Annotated in this window: 14 protein-coding genes; 6 read left to right on the top strand and 8 right to left on the bottom strand. The window is 56.2% G+C overall.

The genetic code is table 11. The features are described 5' to 3' along the window. Nucleotides 1-5: 5 nt before the first annotated feature. Nucleotides 6-1,262 carry a right-handed parallel beta-helix repeat-containing protein gene (locus JAO32_RS05440; RefSeq protein ID WP_334238289.1) on the bottom strand — a complete coding sequence of 419 codons (1,257 nt, stop codon included), beginning with the start codon at nucleotides 1,260-1,262 and terminating at the stop codon, nucleotides 6-8. Between the two features lie 302 nt (nucleotides 1,263-1,564). Beyond that, a complete protein-coding gene (locus JAO32_RS05435) occupies nucleotides 1,565-2,152 on the bottom strand; it encodes a glutathione peroxidase (RefSeq protein WP_443082573.1) in 588 nt (195 codons plus the stop codon). A 200-nt stretch (nucleotides 2,153-2,352) separates the two neighbouring features. On the opposite strand from JAO32_RS05435, the gene JAO32_RS05430 reads away from it, so the two are divergent. Further along, nucleotides 2,353-5,772, top strand: a complete 3,420-nt coding sequence (locus JAO32_RS05430) for a TonB-dependent receptor (RefSeq protein WP_334238287.1) — start codon at nucleotides 2,353-2,355, stop codon at nucleotides 5,770-5,772. Nucleotides 5,773-5,894: 122 nt separating this feature from the next. Continuing rightward, nucleotides 5,895-6,473, top strand: coding sequence for an SPFH domain-containing protein (locus tag JAO32_RS05425; protein ID WP_334238285.1), 579 nt, complete (start codon nucleotides 5,895-5,897; stop codon nucleotides 6,471-6,473). Nucleotides 6,474-6,482: 9 nt separating this feature from the next. Here the strand turns inward: JAO32_RS05425 and JAO32_RS05420 are convergent, their stop codons facing one another. Further along, complete coding sequence (locus JAO32_RS05420) at nucleotides 6,483-7,889, bottom strand: GGDEF domain-containing protein (protein ID WP_334238283.1); 1,407 nt, start codon at nucleotides 7,887-7,889, stop codon at nucleotides 6,483-6,485. A 140-nt stretch (nucleotides 7,890-8,029) separates the two neighbouring features. Here JAO32_RS05420 and JAO32_RS05415 point away from each other — a divergent pair, with 140 nt between their 5' ends. Together JAO32_RS05415 and JAO32_RS05410 are read left to right on the top strand one after the other, a co-directional pair. Then, entirely contained in the window at nucleotides 8,030-8,404 is a 375-nt protein-coding gene (locus JAO32_RS05415) for a hypothetical protein (protein WP_334238280.1), read from the top strand. Between the two features lie 37 nt (nucleotides 8,405-8,441). Beyond that, nucleotides 8,442-8,846, top strand: a complete 405-nt coding sequence (locus tag JAO32_RS05410; protein WP_334238278.1) for a hypothetical protein — start codon at nucleotides 8,442-8,444, stop codon at nucleotides 8,844-8,846. Between the two features lie 76 nt (nucleotides 8,847-8,922). On the opposite strand, the gene JAO32_RS05405 is transcribed toward JAO32_RS05410, so the two are convergent. Further along, a complete protein-coding gene (locus JAO32_RS05405) occupies nucleotides 8,923-9,840 on the bottom strand; it encodes a S1/P1 nuclease (RefSeq protein WP_334238276.1) in 918 nt (305 codons plus the stop codon). A 124-nt stretch (nucleotides 9,841-9,964) separates the two neighbouring features. Here JAO32_RS05405 and JAO32_RS05400 point away from each other — a divergent pair, with 124 nt between their 5' ends. After that, nucleotides 9,965-10,750, top strand: a complete 786-nt coding sequence (locus JAO32_RS05400) for an NIPSNAP family protein (RefSeq protein WP_334238274.1) — start codon at nucleotides 9,965-9,967, stop codon at nucleotides 10,748-10,750. Nucleotides 10,751-10,818: 68 nt separating this feature from the next. Here the strand turns inward: JAO32_RS05400 and JAO32_RS05395 are convergent, their stop codons facing one another. Then, entirely contained in the window at nucleotides 10,819-12,399 is a 1,581-nt protein-coding gene (locus JAO32_RS05395; RefSeq protein WP_334238272.1) for a hypothetical protein, read from the bottom strand. Nucleotides 12,400-12,500: 101 nt separating this feature from the next. Continuing rightward, the gene (locus JAO32_RS05390; protein WP_334238270.1) at nucleotides 12,501-12,938 is read right to left on the bottom strand and encodes a DUF1440 domain-containing protein; all 438 of its coding nucleotides are present in this window, start codon (nucleotides 12,936-12,938) and stop codon (nucleotides 12,501-12,503) included. Between the two features lie 135 nt (nucleotides 12,939-13,073). Between JAO32_RS05390 and trxB the strand changes: the two genes are divergently transcribed. Then, nucleotides 13,074-14,048: a thioredoxin-disulfide reductase gene (gene trxB / locus JAO32_RS05385; RefSeq protein ID WP_334238268.1), complete on the top strand. Its 975-nt coding sequence runs from the start codon at nucleotides 13,074-13,076 to the stop codon at nucleotides 14,046-14,048. Nucleotides 14,049-14,378: 330 nt separating this feature from the next. Here the strand turns inward: trxB and JAO32_RS05380 are convergent, their stop codons facing one another. Beyond that, nucleotides 14,379-15,053 carry a hypothetical protein gene (locus JAO32_RS05380; RefSeq protein WP_334238266.1) on the bottom strand — a complete coding sequence of 225 codons (675 nt, stop codon included), beginning with the start codon at nucleotides 15,051-15,053 and terminating at the stop codon, nucleotides 14,379-14,381. A 339-nt stretch (nucleotides 15,054-15,392) separates the two neighbouring features. Beyond that, nucleotides 15,393-15,626 (bottom strand): hypothetical protein, encoded by a 234-nt coding sequence (locus tag JAO32_RS05375; protein WP_334238264.1) that lies wholly within the window; start codon nucleotides 15,624-15,626, stop codon nucleotides 15,393-15,395. Nucleotides 15,627-16,285: the final 659 nt, after the last annotated feature.

Here is a 16,285-nt window from a genome sequence, read left to right as displayed (position 1 = left end):
ATCGGTTAGAAGTTAGGCTGAATCTGCACCGGCGTAATGGACCACGGCAGGGAAATGACTGCGCCCTTAACCGTCGAGCAGGCACCCGGCGCCAGTGTCGGCCCAAAGATGCAGCCCCACCAATTGCCCGTGGCATCCACAGTCGATGTCCCCGTGTTCGACACACCTGTACCTTTGCCCAGCAGGTTATTGAACTCCACGGTGACGGCTTGCGGATTGTTCACATTCACATCCACCTGCTCCTGCTGAATGTTATTGCCAGAGATCATGATGCCGCTCGCATTCGATGTCGGCACAGCGGAGAAGACATTGATGCCGGTCGGCCCTGCGGTTGCGGCATCGGCAGTATCGGCTCCGTTGCCTACGAGCGTATTGCCAATCAGCATGTTGTCGTTCAACTGTTGATTCGGCGCATGCGCATGCATCGCAATACCGGGCAGGCCGTTATCCTTGGCGAAATTGTTCACCACCACGTTGCTGTAGGTCTTCGCACCCGGAATTGAAGCAAAGATGCCGAAGCCCGCGCCGCCACCAATTCCCGCACCATTCCGCAACGAACGATTGCCATAGATGGTGTTGTGATACACGCCAAAAGGCACTGCCGCGCCAGTGCTGGGCGCAGGCACATGCGAAGCCATGGTGATGCCGCATGCACCGGGGTTGTCATGCACATTGTTGAAGCTGATCAGGTTGTCATGCGTCGGCCCGCTATCGTCTGAGATCAGAATGCCGCCTGCATTACCCGTCACAGTGTTGTCCGTCACAATCGCGTGATCCGCGGCTTGCAGATGAATGCCTTCACCGCAGTCCTGCGCTTCACCCGGCTCATAGGTTGGCAGGTCAGGACACATTCCTCCAGCCAGCGAAGTGTTGTTGTTCTTCACCGTGTTACCGGAAACGCTGACATACGAAGCGTTCAACACAAGAATGCCTTCATGCTTGGCGTTCTTAATTGTCAGGTTCGAAATATGTACATTCGCCAGGCCAGCGTTGTGCAGGCCATCTACGATAACTCCATTGACCATACCGGACGCGTCGATCACACCGCTTAGCGCAGTCAACGACAGTGACTTGGTGATAGTGACTTGCTCGTGAAAGGTTCCCTCAACGACAACGATGGTGTCGCCCGGTGCGGCAGCAGCTACGGCATCGCTGATGTGGTGATAACACCCGCCACCACTGGCGCTCACGCAGAGCGTGGCTGCGAGTGCACCCTTACACAGCAAGGCAAATGCAAGAACGGGAAGATTACGGACGTGCATGGGTATCTCCTGAAAAGAGATTGCAGTTATGACGCGCATGGCAGAAATGCGGCGTCTGTCCGGAACAGATCCGTGCTCTCTAAGGGAGCGGCTTCATCAATTCAGTAAGCGCAAAAAAGTTGGGCAGCGCGGGAGTGATTGCAGCACCCCCGCAGCTTCCGGCGTAGATCATAGGCCGAACACAAAAGAATAGGAAAGAAAATAACGTGAATGTACGGAATGACAGAAACGCATACGGCCCACACCTGCTCCACGGTAAGAGGAGGTGCGGGCCGCTGTTTACATCACCGGTATTTTTTTAACTACTTCTTACTAAGTTCGCTCTCAATCGCCGCAATCACCTGCGGCGAATCCGGTGTAGTTGCAGGCTCAAAACGAGCTACGGGTTGACCGTTGCGAGCGACCAGGAACTTAGTGAAATTCCACTTGATATCTCCGGCAAACTTCGGGTCGGTAGTTGAGCTGGTCAAGTAACCGTACAGCGGCGTCTGATCCGCACCCTTAACGGAAATCTTCGACATCATCGGAAACGATACATGGTACTTACGGTTGCAGAAGGTCTTGATCTCTGCGTCCGAACCGCTCTCCTGGTTGGCGAAGTTATTCGCCGGAATGCCGACAATGACCAGTCCCTTGTCCTTGTACTTCTCGTAGACCGATTCCAGCGCCGCGTACTGCGGCGTGTAGCCACAGGCGCTGGCCACATTCACCAGCAGCAGCACCTTGCCCTTATACGGTGCCAGTGTCGTCGGTGTACCGTCGATCGTCTTCATGTGAAAGCTGTAGACCGACCCTGTCGAACCCGCACTCGCCACGACACTTGTTGCCAACATTGCCACTGCCAGTAGCTGCTTTCGCATCTCATCCCCCAAAAGTTCCGTTGCGGTCATTATAGAAAGCCTGCAGATTGAGACCTGATATACCTCCTGCTGTGTCCTGACTGGATTCTCCGATTATCAATAAGAAACATTTTTATTGACGAATCTCCCTCATCTCGCATAGCTTCCTTTCGCCTTGCAAAGCCACCGGTTTTGCGAGCTGAAACGTTTCGTGCGCGGTGGCTTGCCACTGCATTTCTTGGAGGCTGTATATGACAACTTCATTGCGGAGAAGCGCACTGCTTCTATGTCCGCTGCTTGTAGGCGGATCCGCGCTGGTATCCGTGCCCGCGGCGTATGCTCAGGCTGCTGGAACGGCAAGTCTTTCCGGAGCCGTGGTGGATCCCGCCGGCGCCACTATCCCAGGTGCCAGCATCACCATCACGAATACGGCCACAGACTTTACGCGCGCCGCGAAAAGCGATGCGGAAGGCCGTTACTCCTTCCCCAATATTCCCGTTGGGACATACAAACTCACTGTCACGGCAACAGGCTTCGCTTCATACGTGCAGCAGAACATCCTCCTCCAAGTGGGTAACAGCAGCACCATCAACGCGGAAATGAAGGTTGGTTCTTCGGCAGAAGAGGTGACGGTTCAGTCGAACGGTGTGTCTCTGGAAACGGAGACGGTGAACTTCAAGCAGGTCGTCGACTCCACGCGCATCAACGAACTGCCGCTGAATGGTCGTCAGCCAACGCAGCTTGTACTCATCACGGGCGGAGCAGTTACTGCACCCAGCGGCGATATGGTGGGTTCCAAGAACTACGCCAGTTCCACAGTGATCGCTGTAGCGGGCGGACAGGGCAATTACAACAACTACGTGCTCGACGGCGGCTATCACGTTGACGAGTTCACAAACGTAAACTTGCCATTCCCGTTCCCCGACGCACTCCGCGAATTTTCAGTGGAGTCCAACTGGCTGCCTGCGCGTAATGGTATTCACCCCGGCGCACTGGTCAATGCTGTCACAAACTCTGGCACGAACCAGTGGCATGGAACGGTCTTCGAGTTCATCCGCAATAACATCATCAACTCCACGAACTTCTTCTCCGTAGCGAAGGACACACTGAAGCGGAATCAGTTTGGTGGCACGTTCGGCGGCTATGTCGTACGTGACAAGTTGTTCTTCTTTGGCGGCTATCAGGGAACAAGAAACCGTCAGGTAAGCAACGCCACAGGCTACTGCATTCCTACAGCTGCAGAGCTGTCGGGCGACTTCAGCAAGATGGGCGGTAATTGCGCCTACAACGTGAAGGACGGCCAGACGCTGTTGAACCCGGCAAGCGGAGCCACCATCTCCACCACGCCTGGCTCTGCAAATTATCGCCGTGTGGATACCTCCACTTACAGCCCGCAATCGCTGAACCTGGTGAAGTACCTGCCAACGTCTCTCGCAGATCAGTACGGCTACATCCGTATCGCACTTCCGGCGAACTACTCGGAAGACCAATACATTGGCCGTGTCGATTACACATGGTCCCCGCGCCATTCGCTGTTTGGCCGTTACTACATCACGAATTACAACGCACCATCGTATTACTCGCCAACGAACCTGTTGCTAACCACCACAGCGGGTAACGATGAACGTGTGCAGACCTTCACACTCGGAGATACATTCAACTTCACATCGAACATGATCAATACGTTCCACGGAACGTACGCACGTCGTAGAAATAACCGTGGACCGACAGCAGGCGGCATCAACGCACAGACACTCGGCGTCAACGTGTACACCTATGTGCCAGTGGATCTCCGTCTCAGCGTGACCAATGGATTTTCGGTGGGTTGCGGAACGTGCTCCCCTGGCTTCTTCAACGTGAATACCGAAGCATTTTCGGATGACATCGATTGGCAGCTTGGAAAGCATGCAGTTGCGTTTGGTGCAGAGTACATCCGTACGGGCAACAACGTGAGTGCGGGTTATCTGCAGAATGGTCAATACACATTCAACGGCCAGCTAAGTGGTGCGAAGAATGGCAACACCGGTGAAGGCATGCTCGACTTCCTCACAGGACGTATGCAGTCCTTTGGTCAAAGCCGTAATCAACCGAATGAGTTCCGCCAAAACATCTTTTCGCTTTACGGACAGGACACATGGCATGCAACGCAGAAGCTGACTGCAACCTATGGTCTCCGCTGGGAACCGATGCTGTATCAAACGGACAAGCAAGGCCGCGGAAGCACATTTGATCAGACTGCGTTTAACAATGGAACGCACTCCATCGTGTTTCCCAATGCTCCAGCAGGTTCGCTGTACTACGGCGATCCGGGAATTCCGAAGAGCCTGACAAACAACCGCATGCTGAACTTCTCGCCACGCGTCGGTCTTTCCTATGCGGCAGACGATAAGACAGTCATTCGTATGGGCGGCGCCATCATGTATGACGTGCCGAACCTATACATGAACCAACGGCAGATGACGAATCCGCCTTACACCAATGAAATTGATCTCACCGGTAACATCCCGTTTTCTGATCCATGGTCGGGTTATCCCGGTGGCAGCCCTTTCCCCGGTGTATTTCCTCCGGATAAGACGGCGACCTTCCCAACACAGGGACAGTTCGTTGTTCTGAAGCGGAATATCCGTACGCCGGTAATTTATCAGTGGACAGCCAGTTTGCAGCATGACCTCGGCATGGGTTGGTCCATGTCCATGAACTACCTTGGCAACAAGAATAACTTCCAGTGGCTTGGCAATTACTTTAACCACGCAAAGTACATTCCCGGAACTTCCACCGGCCTGGCTGGATCATGCGGTGCTCTGACAGGATCGAATCTGCCTGCGTCTGGTTCGGCTTGCTCCACCACGGCTTCAGCCAACGCGAACGCACGTACACCGCTTTCGCTGACGAATCCATCGCAGGGTGCGTATTACACACCAACGATGACGCTGATCGACGACAAGGCGTACTCGGCGTATCACGGTGGCATCTTTACCGTGCAGCATCGCGGTACGGGAAGCTTCAGCTTCCTGGCAAACTACACCTGGTCCAAGTGCCTTTCGCTGGCGGACAATCCGGGTGACGTGGCTGCAACCACGTTGCAAAACTCGGATAACCCACGCGGCGATTACTCCTACTGCGGTTTCGATATCCGTCACATTGCAAACGTCACAGTCGTTGCACAGAGCAACTTCAAGAGTCTGCATGGATGGACATCGGCGGTGGTCAACCACTGGCAGCTCGCACCATATCTGCGCATCATGAGCGGTGCAACATACAACGTAACCAGCGGTTCGGACCGTTCGCTGACCGCACAGGCAAATGATCGTCCCAATGCAGTGGCGGGAGCGAATGTCTACAGTGGCGTCAAGGTAACAAGCTCAACTCCCGGAAACCGCTTCTACTTCGTCGGATCGGCCTATACGCTCAACCCGACCGGTACATACGGCAACCTGGCGCGCAACTCCTTGCGCGGCCCCGCTTACTACAACATGGACGTCGCGTTGAGCCGCATCTTCCCCATCCACGAGCGGTTGAATCTTCAGCTTCGCATTGAAAGCTTCAACATGTTCAACCACCCATTCCTCAACGGCTTTACCACCTCTAACCCCAGCAGCAGCACATTCGGATACGCGACCGCCGCAGGCGATCCTCGCATCTTCCAGGCTGCCGCCAAATTCAACTTCTGAGGCAACTGATCCTCTTTGGCCATTGGGCCTGCCGTTCGCGGCGGGCTCATTTTTTTCTCGGCAGTCGTTTTGAGACAGAATCATCTCCGCTGGACAGAGCGTCTAATCTATTGACAGGGATTATGGCGAATTCGTTTGACGTTCTGGCAGGGGTAGCAGTGGAGCTGGCGCTGATTGTGCTGGCGGGCACGGTTCTGCAGCGCATTCTGGGCAAGCTGTCGTTTGTGCCGTCGCGCATCAAACTGCTGCCGTTCAACCGCGGCGTTCTTCTCAAGGGCGACTCCGTAGTGAAGGTCGTCGAACCCGGTTATCACTGGGTTCGTCCCTCGCAGTCGTTGGTGCCGGTGGACATGCGCACCAAGCCGTTTCAGGTCTCTGCCCGCGAACTGCTCACTGCAGACGATGGCGTGGTCCGCGCATCCTTCGGTGGTGAGTATCGCGTCAGTGATCCCCAGCTTTACATCACGCAGAGTTCCGACGCGTTTGGCGCGCTCTACGTCGCGCTTGAGAAGGTGATCCCATCCGCATCCGTGGAGTTTGAGACAGACACCATCCTCAACTCGCCATCGCTTTTTGCAGAGCGCATCGTCGAACTCATTGAGCCGCGAGCCGCGCAGTACGGACTGCGTGTGACTTCGTTAGAGGTGTCCAACAGCATCTCGCTCGGCTGGGTAATGAAGCACGTAGAGCCGGAACGGTAACAAACTTAACTATCGTTGCGTCAATTCTTCCGGTTCCATTCTAAGGTGCGCCCCGCTCTCCCCTTTTCTCCTGCGCTTGGTTTCGTACATCCGTGCATCGGCCTGCTGGATCAGGTCTGTCAGCGTATCGCTCATGGTTTCCCGCGAAGCAATCCCGTAGCTGAAGCGCAGCGGAAACTCTTCCTCTGAAGTCACAGACGTGGCATCATGCAATCTCTGGATGGCATGCAATATCTCACTTTGTGTTGCCTTTGCTGCCACCAGGAATTCATCTCCGCCAATCCGCCCCACAATGTCCGTTAAGCGAAATGCATGATGCAGTTCTTTCGCCATACGCTGCAGCAGGCGCGATCCATCATCATGTCCGGCAGTATCGTTAATCACCTTCAGGTCATCCACATCCAGAAAGATGACGGAGAAACCAGAACTCGCGCGCACGGCCTCACGAAACGCCTGTTCCGCCAGCAGATGAAATCCTCGCCTGTTGTACACACCGGTCAATTCGTCGCGCAGAGAAAGATCGTGCAACGCGGTTTCCAGATCGCGGTTACGGCGGGCCAGCAGCATCACAAACAGTAGCGCCAGCACTGCCGTCACTGCAGGAGCAAAAGCGATTGCATAGTTTGTTGTAAGCAGGTGGAAACGAATCATCACCTCGCGCAGCCCTGACAAAACAAAAGGAAATGCCAGAGCCGCTGGCCCCGCCAGTCGCGCGGTCTTTCCACCCATGCCACGCTCTCGAAAGATATGAAAAATGCCGCCTGGCTCTGTCCTGCGCAGCGCAACCAGAGCAGTCAGCAGGCAAAGGCAAAGGAATGTTTCTGGTGCCAGTTGGCGCTTCAGCGACCATCCGGGCGATCCCTCAGTGGTGAAGAAAATACTTCCTACAAAACTAAGTAGAAACAGGATCAGTAGCATGGCCATCCCATCCGCAACCCGCAGTGTGCGGCGTGTGCGTCCGCCCAGCGTACACAGGGCAACGCCCATCAGCAGAAATCCAATGCTGGCCTGCAAGGATGGCCGTCCCGGAACCCTCCCATAAGGATCCGGTGCCAGCATCGTATTTACCTCAAAGAGGTGAATGTCCGCATATTGAATCGCTGTAACACCGGCTAAAACAAACACAGCCAAACCCAGCACAGCTCCGACCATCTTCATCCAGCGGGAACGGCTACGTTCGGTCGCAAGAAGACTCGCCAGACTCATCAGGATCAGCAATGCGGTATTGGCCTTCATGGCCATCCATCCCGCAGGCACAAATTTCGCTGTATCGGGCAGTACCCAACCCAGAAGCACAGGAAACGCCACAAGCATCACGACGGTAGCCGTGACAATTCTTACAGCGTGCAGAGACGTGCTTTCTCCTTTGCGCCAGAACAACGCTCTCTGTCTTTGTCGGCCGGATAAGGTCTGCATTGCGGATGGCCCCATCTTAACGGCATACGCTGTAAACATCTATCGGGTGAAAAAGCCCGCATGTGGGATATTTTGTGTCAGACAAAATACAAAACAGGTTCTACAGTGGGAGTTAACCCAAACTTCTGCGGAGATACCAAGTGAAACTGTCCCTTTCTATCTGTGTATGTTTGTTTCTTGCCACAATGCATGCGCAGTCTCCGTCAGATATCACCGGTACATGGACCACGCAGACTGAGGTGCAGGGAATTGCCGTGAATGAAACCTGTGCGTTGAAGCAGTCCGCAGAAGGTGTTCTGAGTGGCACCTGCGATACACCCGGTGGAAAGTTTGCCGTTACTGGAAAGAACAACGGCGGGAATGTAACCTTTTCACACCCTGCTGCGTACCAGGGAGAAGATATGACGGTATCCTTCTTCGGCAAGGTGGATTCTTCCTCATCGATCACTGGCTCCATTGACATGCAGCCAATCAATGCGGGCGGAGCCTTTGCCATGAAAAAGATCAATAAGTAATCTCAGTAACCGCAACACCCTTTGGTGGAGGACATAAATGAAGAAGCTATGGATCGCAGCATTCGCAGTGGCAGCACCTCTCATGGCGCAGACGACAGCTCCGGCAAACGTTGCGGGCGCATGGGATATCGGTGGTGAAGTCGCCGGTGTTCAGGTGGTAGAGCACTGCACCTTTGTTCAGGCAGACGACGCCAGCCTCACTGGCAACTGCGACGTGCAGGGAACCAAGTGGCCCACCACCGGTTCCGTCAAAGGTGGCGACGTTACCTTCCAGCACAATGGCAAATACAACGGTGACGACTACACCATCACCTATCACGGCAAGCTGGATAAAGGCGCGTTGACCGGCACCATGGACGTGGATCCGTTTGGTGTCAGCGGCAGCTTTAGCGCAGCGAAAGGAACTGCGACCCCTGCACCGCCCGCTCCTGCAGGAAACTAATCTCTTAAATGAGTAAGAACGTACGAGAGGGTCGCCATATGGCGACCCTCTCTCGTCGATTCAGGTAAGTCGTAACTTACTTGCTTGCGGGCTTCTGCGATGCGCTTTCGCGTTGTGCTTCTGCCTTTTCTGCATCCACCGGCACAAAGGTGTGTGGCGGTTGTGTGAAGGCTGCATTCAAGACTGCGGCCAACCGAAGTCCGCCCAGTTCCAACTGACGATCAATCGTTGGAATGAACTTCTGGTAATACGCATCATCAATATCAGCGCCGCTCTGCACCATGCCTGCGTCAGAAACAATCTTTGACTGTTCCGTCCAGGCCACAGCATCAATCGGTCCAGCTTCTACTGAGTGCGCTTTAATATCGCCTTCCAGCATCTTCAGATACTGCTTATCGCTCAGCTTGCGGCGGTCAATCAGGAAACCATCCCAGATCGCGTGCAGGTTGCACTTGGATTGGGTGGCATAGCTGCTGCAAGTCGGCTGACCAAACGCGGTGACGATAATGCCGTTGCCACCCTTCTCTACGCCCGACGCATGAAACGGCTGGTGGATATCGCCGACAAAGTGAACCAGGAACTTCAGCGCCGTTGCGCGCTCAGAAGGGTCGACTGTTGTATCTGCAACGATCTTTTCAAAGAACGGAATACGGTCCGTGGCGCAGTCGCGCACCTTGTCGTTATAGCTACCCATCTTCACGCCTGGTTGCAACGGGCAGTCACGGTCGCGATCATACTTATCCGTGTCTCCCGGAATATCCGTGAAGTGCCAGTTACCCGTCTGCGTCACACTCGGACGGTACACATCCGGCCAGGAAGCCACGTCTGAAAGCGACTCCTTACCCAGCAGAAACTGCACATTCTTGCGCGCAACCGGCGTCAGGTGGTCCCAGGCAATCTGCGCCACCAGGCGGTGTCCCTTCTCCCACCACGCATGGGCGGCAGACGGCAAAAGAACGGCAACAAGGGCGGCTGTAGCAAGGAACTTACGCATACCCTCAGCATAATGGAGCGGCGAGCGTCAGGAGATGTCACGCGTGTGAAACCGCTCGCGAATGCATGGCTCATACCGGTACACTTTTCCCGCACATCCGATTTCATCCAAGAAGGAACCGAACATGAACCGGCGCGACTGGTTAAAGGGAGGCGCTGCTCTGGCAGCCGCCGCTGGAATGGCAAACGCAACCCCGTCCGTAGCGCAAGGCGCAAAGCCCCGCAGCTACTTCCTGACCCGCATTTATAAAATGCAGTCTGGCCCTTCGGGCAAGCTGCTCAGCACCTATCTGTCTGACGCGCTTCTGCCTGCATTGCAGCGCCTCGGCCTCGGCCCCGTCGGTGTCTTCAATCTCAGCTACGGCGACGCCACACCGCAGGTCTACGTCATCATCTCGGGCAACGACCTGGAGAAACTCGCGAAACTCGACCTTCTGCTCGCGAAGGATCCGGCATTCGTCTCCGCCGCCGCTCCATTCTGGGCAACACCGGCCACGCAGTCGCCGTTCATCAGTGTCACCAGCCGCCTCTCGATTGCTTTTGAAGGTTTCCCGCAGCTCGTCGTTCCGGCAAAGGAGCCTCGCATCCTGCAGCTCCGCACCTACATCAGCCCCACCTTCGCCGCACACGAGCGCAAGGTGGAAATGTTCCATCAGGGCGAGTTCCGCATCTTTGAGGAATCAGGCGCACGCGGCGTCTTCTACTCTGACAACCTCATCGGCCCCGACCTTCCCAGCCTGACCTATATGCTGGCGCACAAAGACCTCGCCGCCATGGATCAGAACTGGAAGAACTTCACCAGCCACCCTGACTGGAAGAAGCTCTCCAGCAATCCGCGCTACGCCAGCGAACCCATCGTGACGCACGTCGACAACCTCGTGCTCACACCCACTGCCTACTCGCAGATTTAGCAACTCGCAACAAAACAAAAACGCCCTCTTCTCCTACTGCAAAACATCGGGAGAAGAGGGCGTTTTATTTACCGGCAAGCTGCGTTCTTAACATCCGGCAGCGTAACAAAACTAACGGTCAAAGGCGCAAAGCCAACCTTCCCCGCAGACACCTTCGCGCCACCCATAGCCGGCAACGAACCATCCTCACCGGCAGTCAATTCTGTCCCATTCAGCATAGTCTGCTTACTCGTCAGCTCCGGCGACGAAAGCGTGTAACGCTCACCCGCTACAGGCAGTACAAGCGTCTGTTCCGCTGCGTTGTCAAAGTTAATCACCAGCAGCGTCACGCCGCCCTTGTGATCGCGTTCACAAGCGGCATACACACGCGCTTTACTGCCCAGCGAAATGCCAGGATCCAGCACGCGCTCGCCCATCGTGCGCTTCCACAACACGGCTGCCCAGAAGTTCGGTCGCGGGGCATACGTTTCTTCATCCAATAGCCCGTAATCGCTTGACGCCAGCGTGTTCACCATCACGCTGCGCACACCCTTTGCCGACAGCGAACCAAGCTGATCCATGAAACGAAACACATCCACAAACTGCGCGGCAAAAGGATCACCGCCACACGCCGCCTCGCCCGTCTCCGTCAACCAAAGAGGCTTTCCGGGCAGGTATTTGTCGCGATAGGCCGCATAGAAATTCAGTGACTGCATATTTCGGTCAAACCATGCAGTCGTCATCGCCGTCTCCGGCGTGTTGATGTACTTCGCCCCCATCATGCGCGTACAACGCTGCGAAGCGTCCGAATAAAAGTGGTACGAGAAGCCATCAAAGATCGGCCCCGTAGCCTGCATTATCTCCGGCGTTGTTGGCGACAGCTTCGGTCCACCCGCAGTCGCACCGCCCGCCATGACCGTGCCCTCGCCGACACTTCCCGGTCCCAGCAGTAGCGTACCGGGTGAAGCTTTCTTCAGAAAGCCGCTGAACACCTTCATATCGCGCCCAAAGTCCGCCCCGCTGTAACCCGCAGGCGCTCCACCAATCGACGCATACGTCGGCTCATTCATGAACTCCGTTGCGGCAATGTGGCCACCAATACTCTTTGTGTATTCGAAGAACCCAGCCGCTTCCGCAGGAGTCCACGCCCCGTTCGCATCGCGCGTTCCCGCACTCGTGGCAACGGACGTCACCAGCTCCGCACCCGCAGCGTGCGAAAAGTCCACCACACCCTTCCACTGCGCGCGCGTCAACACCGCCTGGTAACCCTTCGGCGGAGTCTTCGGCGCAGGATCATCCGTGTTCTGAAAGTAGCTGCTGTTCCGCCACGTCCCGCTCACACGCATATAAGCCGGAGCCAGCGCACCTGCCAGCCGTCGCAACTTCGCCTGCGAAAGATCAATCGGAGCGCGATATTGAAACATGCTCGGATCAATCCCTACAGGCATGTTTGCATTTGCCGCCGCCGCTGCAGGCGCTTCTGTCTTCGCGGAATACGGCTTCCAGAAACGACCACCCGTAATCTCTACTGTCTCCACGTTGTAGGAAAGAAAACGTGGATCAACCTCCGCAACCTTCTTCATCGACCCCGGTTGAACGGCGGTCTGGCAGGTTGCAGCAAAGGTTGTGAGCAGCAAAAACGCAATACCGGACGATCGAACAACGAGCATAGCGGGGCATCCTTTAAAAGCGTGTGCTCGCAATACGCCTCAGCACACGCAAGTGTTCCGCCGCTTATGTAGTGAACCCGGCACTCGCCTGTCAACTGCTCTTAAAGAGAGCGCCGCACCAGCCCCCGCACCGTCTCGCACACCACGCCGTACACCACATGCGTCACCACTTCGCTGCGTTGCTCCCGAGCTTCGTTCGGCTCCGGACGCGTCGCCAGCCCCAGGGCATGCAAAGGCCCCTCGTGCGTCACCGCCATCAGCGTCATGCCAAAGTTGGCGCCATACTTATCGGTCACCTGCGGATAGATCTCGGCCAACGCACCATAGGCAGCGCCCGCCGTCGCTCCCAGAACCCAGGGAAGGCTCTCTTCCAAGAACTTCTTCTGCCGGGGCTCCGGCTCGCCATGCTCATGGGGCGGATAAACCTTTTCCGCAGCAGACTTGGCTGCCGTGGCAATCAAGCCGCCAATCAATCCCGCCAGCGCGCCCTTCAAAATGTCTCGTGTCGGTTCAGAAAGCTTCTTTTGTCGTGTCGTCATCAGTCTGTGGGACGCCACCGTCGCATACCGGGTGGCCCGTCATGAATCCTTTCATACTGCTCGCGCATTTAGAATGATGGCTGTTGCGTTGTCTGCTTTAATGGTCAGCGCAAAAGAGACAGCAGATCGGACCTCATGTCGAACACATCCTCTACGCCATCCAGCACCACACGCGACGTTGTCATCCTCGGCTCCGGCGTCAGCGGCCTTACCGCTGCCATTTACACGGCTCGCGCCAACCTCAAGCCGCTTGTCATTGAAGGCCACGAACCCGGCGGCCAGCTCTCCATCACCACGCTGGTGGAAAACTTTCCCGGCTGGCCTGACGGCGTGCAGGGTCCTGAACTTGTGGAGAACATCCGCAAGCAGGCGCAGAAGTTCGGCGCAGAAATCGAGATGGGCCATCTCCACTCCGCGGACCTGTCCAAGACACCCATTGAGTTGAACTTCGGCGGCAATCGCATCGTGCACACGCGCACGCTCATCGTTGCGTCCGGCGCATCAGCGCGTTGGCTGGGACTGCCCAGCGAACAGGCGCTCATCGGCCACGGCGTTTCCTCCTGCGCCACCTGCGACGGCTTCTTCTTCTCCGGCAAAGAGATTTGCGTCATTGGCGGCGGCGACTCGGCCATGGAAGAGGCCATCTTCCTCACCCGTTTTGCTACCAAGGTGTACCTGATCCATCGCTCGGCCACCTTCCGCGCCAGCAAGATCATGCTGGAACGCGCCATGGCTCATCCGCAGATTGAGTTTCTGCAGAACACGGTCGTGGAAGAGGTTCTCGGCGTGGAGCAAAAGGAAGTCAGCGGCATCCGCGTGCGCAACACTGTCACAGGCGAAGTAAAGAACATCGCACTCAGCGGCTTCTTCCTCGGCATCGGCCACATCCCGAACGCCAAGTTCTTTGAAGGCCAGATGGATCTGGACGAAGATGGCTACATCAAGAGCAAGGACAACGTCTTCACCACGCGCAACGGTCAGGTCATCCCCGGCGTCTTCGCCGCAGGCGACGTGCAGGACCGCCGCTACCGCCAGGCCATCACCGCCGCAGGCACCGGCTGCATGGCCGCTCTCGAAGTCGAAAAATACCTCGAAGAGCACGGCCGCTAAGCAACGTGAAAAGCATGGCCGCGATGCAACATTGCAAAGATCGCGCCACCGGCAAGCAAGAGAGGCATCCCAAACGGGATGCCTCTCTCATTGTCAGAATGCCGCTCTCATTGTGAGAACCAGCGAAGCTCCTACGGTCAAAGACCGTCATTCTGAGCGCAGCGAAGAATCCCAGCGAACCCTCATCCTGCCACTATTTCCGAATCCTTCCAGCCACGAGTCCCAAACCAGCTTCGCAAAAGCGAAGCTCCAACGCGCAAAGCACGTCCTCTTTCGGAAGGGCAGGGCTGAAGCCCTGCCGTAACAAAGGGAATGAAGGCTAAGGGAAACCTACTTCGTAGCCCCCGGTGGTGCAGCCGCAGGAGCGGTTGTAGCAGCAGGAGTCGTCGTAGCAGGCTTCTTCTTCACGGTTTTCTTCTTCGTGGTCGTCTTTGCCGGTGGCACAGCCGCTGCCGCCGTCGCCGCAGCCTGTTGTGCAGCTGCAATTTGCGCATTCTGCTGCTGAATCGTCGCCTGCAACTGCGTCACATGCTTCTCTTGCGCCGCTGCGGAAGAAGTAATCCGGTCACCCAGGCTACGACGTGCCCCATCCAGCGCCGCCAATGCCCCATCCAGCGCGTCTGCCTGGTCCCGTGGAGCGTTTGCCTTACCTGCTATCTCAATGCGCAACAGCACACTGTACAGCGCGTCCAGGTTCATCAGAATACGAAGACTCGCCGGTACAGATTCGGGCGCTTTATCGGAATCCGAAAGTATCGAAGGCAGCGTGTTCTGCAAATCCTTCTGCACCGAGGCCAGATTGGCATCCACCTCGCCGCGCAGTCCGTTGCCACCCTTCCATTTGTTCAGGTCCACATTGCTGCCCGCATGCGCCACCTTATCCAGCGCTGGCTGCACCAGTTCGGAAGGCTTCTGCGCTGTATCATCGGCAGCACTCTGCGCGGCTGCTGTCGCAACCCCACCCAGAACAAAAACGGAAAGAATGACAAACGATCGCAAACTCATAAAAAATCAGGCTCCTCCACTTTGAGAGACGAGTCACCTCGAAGGGTTGCACGCAGTCAAAATTGCCCACTCGATGCGAAAGTATTTCGCATCCAGACCTTCGAGCAGCCCAATCTCCCTAGAAGGTCAATCAAAGCCAGTCACTACGCGAACAAGCGCCAAAGGCGCGCCGATATCTTAGCCTGGGCCGAAGGCCCAGGTACGCGTCCGTAAAGAACAAAGGCTAAAGGCCCGCTCGACTCGCCCCGCCACCAAAACCGAATCCCCCAGGTTGGCGAAGCTAACCTGGGTCATCGCGCGAGCACGATCCATCGCACGGAGTGCGAACCAGCGAAGCTCCTACGAATGAAATTCGTCATCCTGAGCGAAACGAAGTGAAGCCGAAGGACCCGCATTCCCCTCCGCCCACTCCAACGCCGCAGGAAGCCGAAACCGCATCACCACCAAAACCGGGTGCCCCAGGTCCGCGAAGCTAACCCGGGCATCGCGCAAGGCGCGATCCAACGGCCCAAGGCCGTCATTCAGAGCGAAGCGAAGAATCCCCACACACTTCACCGCACCAACGCTGCTCATCCCTTCCGGCCACAAACGCGCATGCCCCAGGTTTGCGAAGCGAACCTGGCTTATCGCGCAAAGCGCGATCCGTCGCACAGAGTGCGAACCAGCGAAGCTCGTACGAATGCAATTCGTCATCCTGAGCGAAACGAAGTGAAGCCGAAGGACCTGCATTCCTCTCACCCCACTCCAACGCCGCAGGAAGCCAAAACCGCATCAACAGCCAAACCTGGGCGATCACGCGAAGCGTCGTGAACGGTACGAAGTACTCGGAGGGCAGGGCTTCAGCCCTGCCGCAAAACCCCAGCCAAGAACCCGCGCGGTCACCAAAATAAACAGGAGCATAACGCCAACCCCGCGCGCCCACGGAACAACCATGGCTGGCCGCTCTTCCAGAACCGAACCAAATACTGTCAAGCCCCAAAACCACCCAACCCCAACAAACCAAAAGAAATAGAGTTGGCAGGTAATTTCCCTAAACTCTCTAAAATAGAAGAAGGGAAATAGCTAAAAGCGAAAGCCACCAGCTAAAAGCTTTAGAAAGACGATTTTGCCCCTAACCCCAATAGGAAGACGATTTTACAGCCACTAAATCCATAAACCGTTTAGAAAGACGATTTTAGAAAAACAGGGGGGAGGGGGGTACCCCTCTGGGCTAAAGACAAGAAAACCCCGCC

Origin of the sequence: Terriglobus sp. ADX1, assembly GCF_036877645.1 — a bacterium.
Taxonomy (GTDB): Bacteria; Acidobacteriota; Terriglobia; order Terriglobales; family Acidobacteriaceae; genus Terriglobus.
The sequence above is the reverse complement of the archived record's forward strand: the minus strand, read 5'-3'. Positions and strand labels throughout refer to the sequence as shown.

What these genes read in the sequence shown, in the direction of transcription:
- JAO32_RS05395 (WP_334238272.1), bottom strand. Translation starts at nt 12,399, where the DNA reads ATGCTCGTTGTTCGATCGTCCGGTATTGCGTTTTTGCTGCTCACAACC.
- JAO32_RS05430 (WP_334238287.1), top strand. Translation starts at nt 2,353, where the DNA reads ATGACAACTTCATTGCGGAGAAGCGCACTGCTTCTATGTCCGCTGCTT.
- JAO32_RS05380 (WP_334238266.1), bottom strand. Translation starts at nt 15,053, where the DNA reads ATGAGTTTGCGATCGTTTGTCATTCTTTCCGTTTTTGTTCTGGGTGGG.
- JAO32_RS05425 (WP_334238285.1), top strand. Translation starts at nt 5,895, where the DNA reads ATGGCGAATTCGTTTGACGTTCTGGCAGGGGTAGCAGTGGAGCTGGCG.
- JAO32_RS05375 (WP_334238264.1), bottom strand. Translation starts at nt 15,626, where the DNA reads ATGAGCAGCGTTGGTGCGGTGAAGTGTGTGGGGATTCTTCGCTTCGCT.
- JAO32_RS05435 (WP_443082573.1), bottom strand. Translation starts at nt 2,152, where the DNA reads ATGACCGCAACGGAACTTTTGGGGGATGAGATGCGAAAGCAGCTACTG.
- trxB (WP_334238268.1), top strand. Translation starts at nt 13,074, where the DNA reads ATGTCGAACACATCCTCTACGCCATCCAGCACCACACGCGACGTTGTC.
- JAO32_RS05410 (WP_334238278.1), top strand. Translation starts at nt 8,442, where the DNA reads ATGAAGAAGCTATGGATCGCAGCATTCGCAGTGGCAGCACCTCTCATG.
- JAO32_RS05440 (WP_334238289.1), bottom strand. Translation starts at nt 1,262, where the DNA reads ATGCACGTCCGTAATCTTCCCGTTCTTGCATTTGCCTTGCTGTGTAAG.
- JAO32_RS05390 (WP_334238270.1), bottom strand. Translation starts at nt 12,938, where the DNA reads ATGACGACACGACAAAAGAAGCTTTCTGAACCGACACGAGACATTTTG.
- JAO32_RS05400 (WP_334238274.1), top strand. Translation starts at nt 9,965, where the DNA reads ATGAACCGGCGCGACTGGTTAAAGGGAGGCGCTGCTCTGGCAGCCGCC.
- JAO32_RS05420 (WP_334238283.1), bottom strand. Translation starts at nt 7,889, where the DNA reads ATGCAGACCTTATCCGGCCGACAAAGACAGAGAGCGTTGTTCTGGCGC.
- JAO32_RS05405 (WP_334238276.1), bottom strand. Translation starts at nt 9,840, where the DNA reads ATGCGTAAGTTCCTTGCTACAGCCGCCCTTGTTGCCGTTCTTTTGCCG.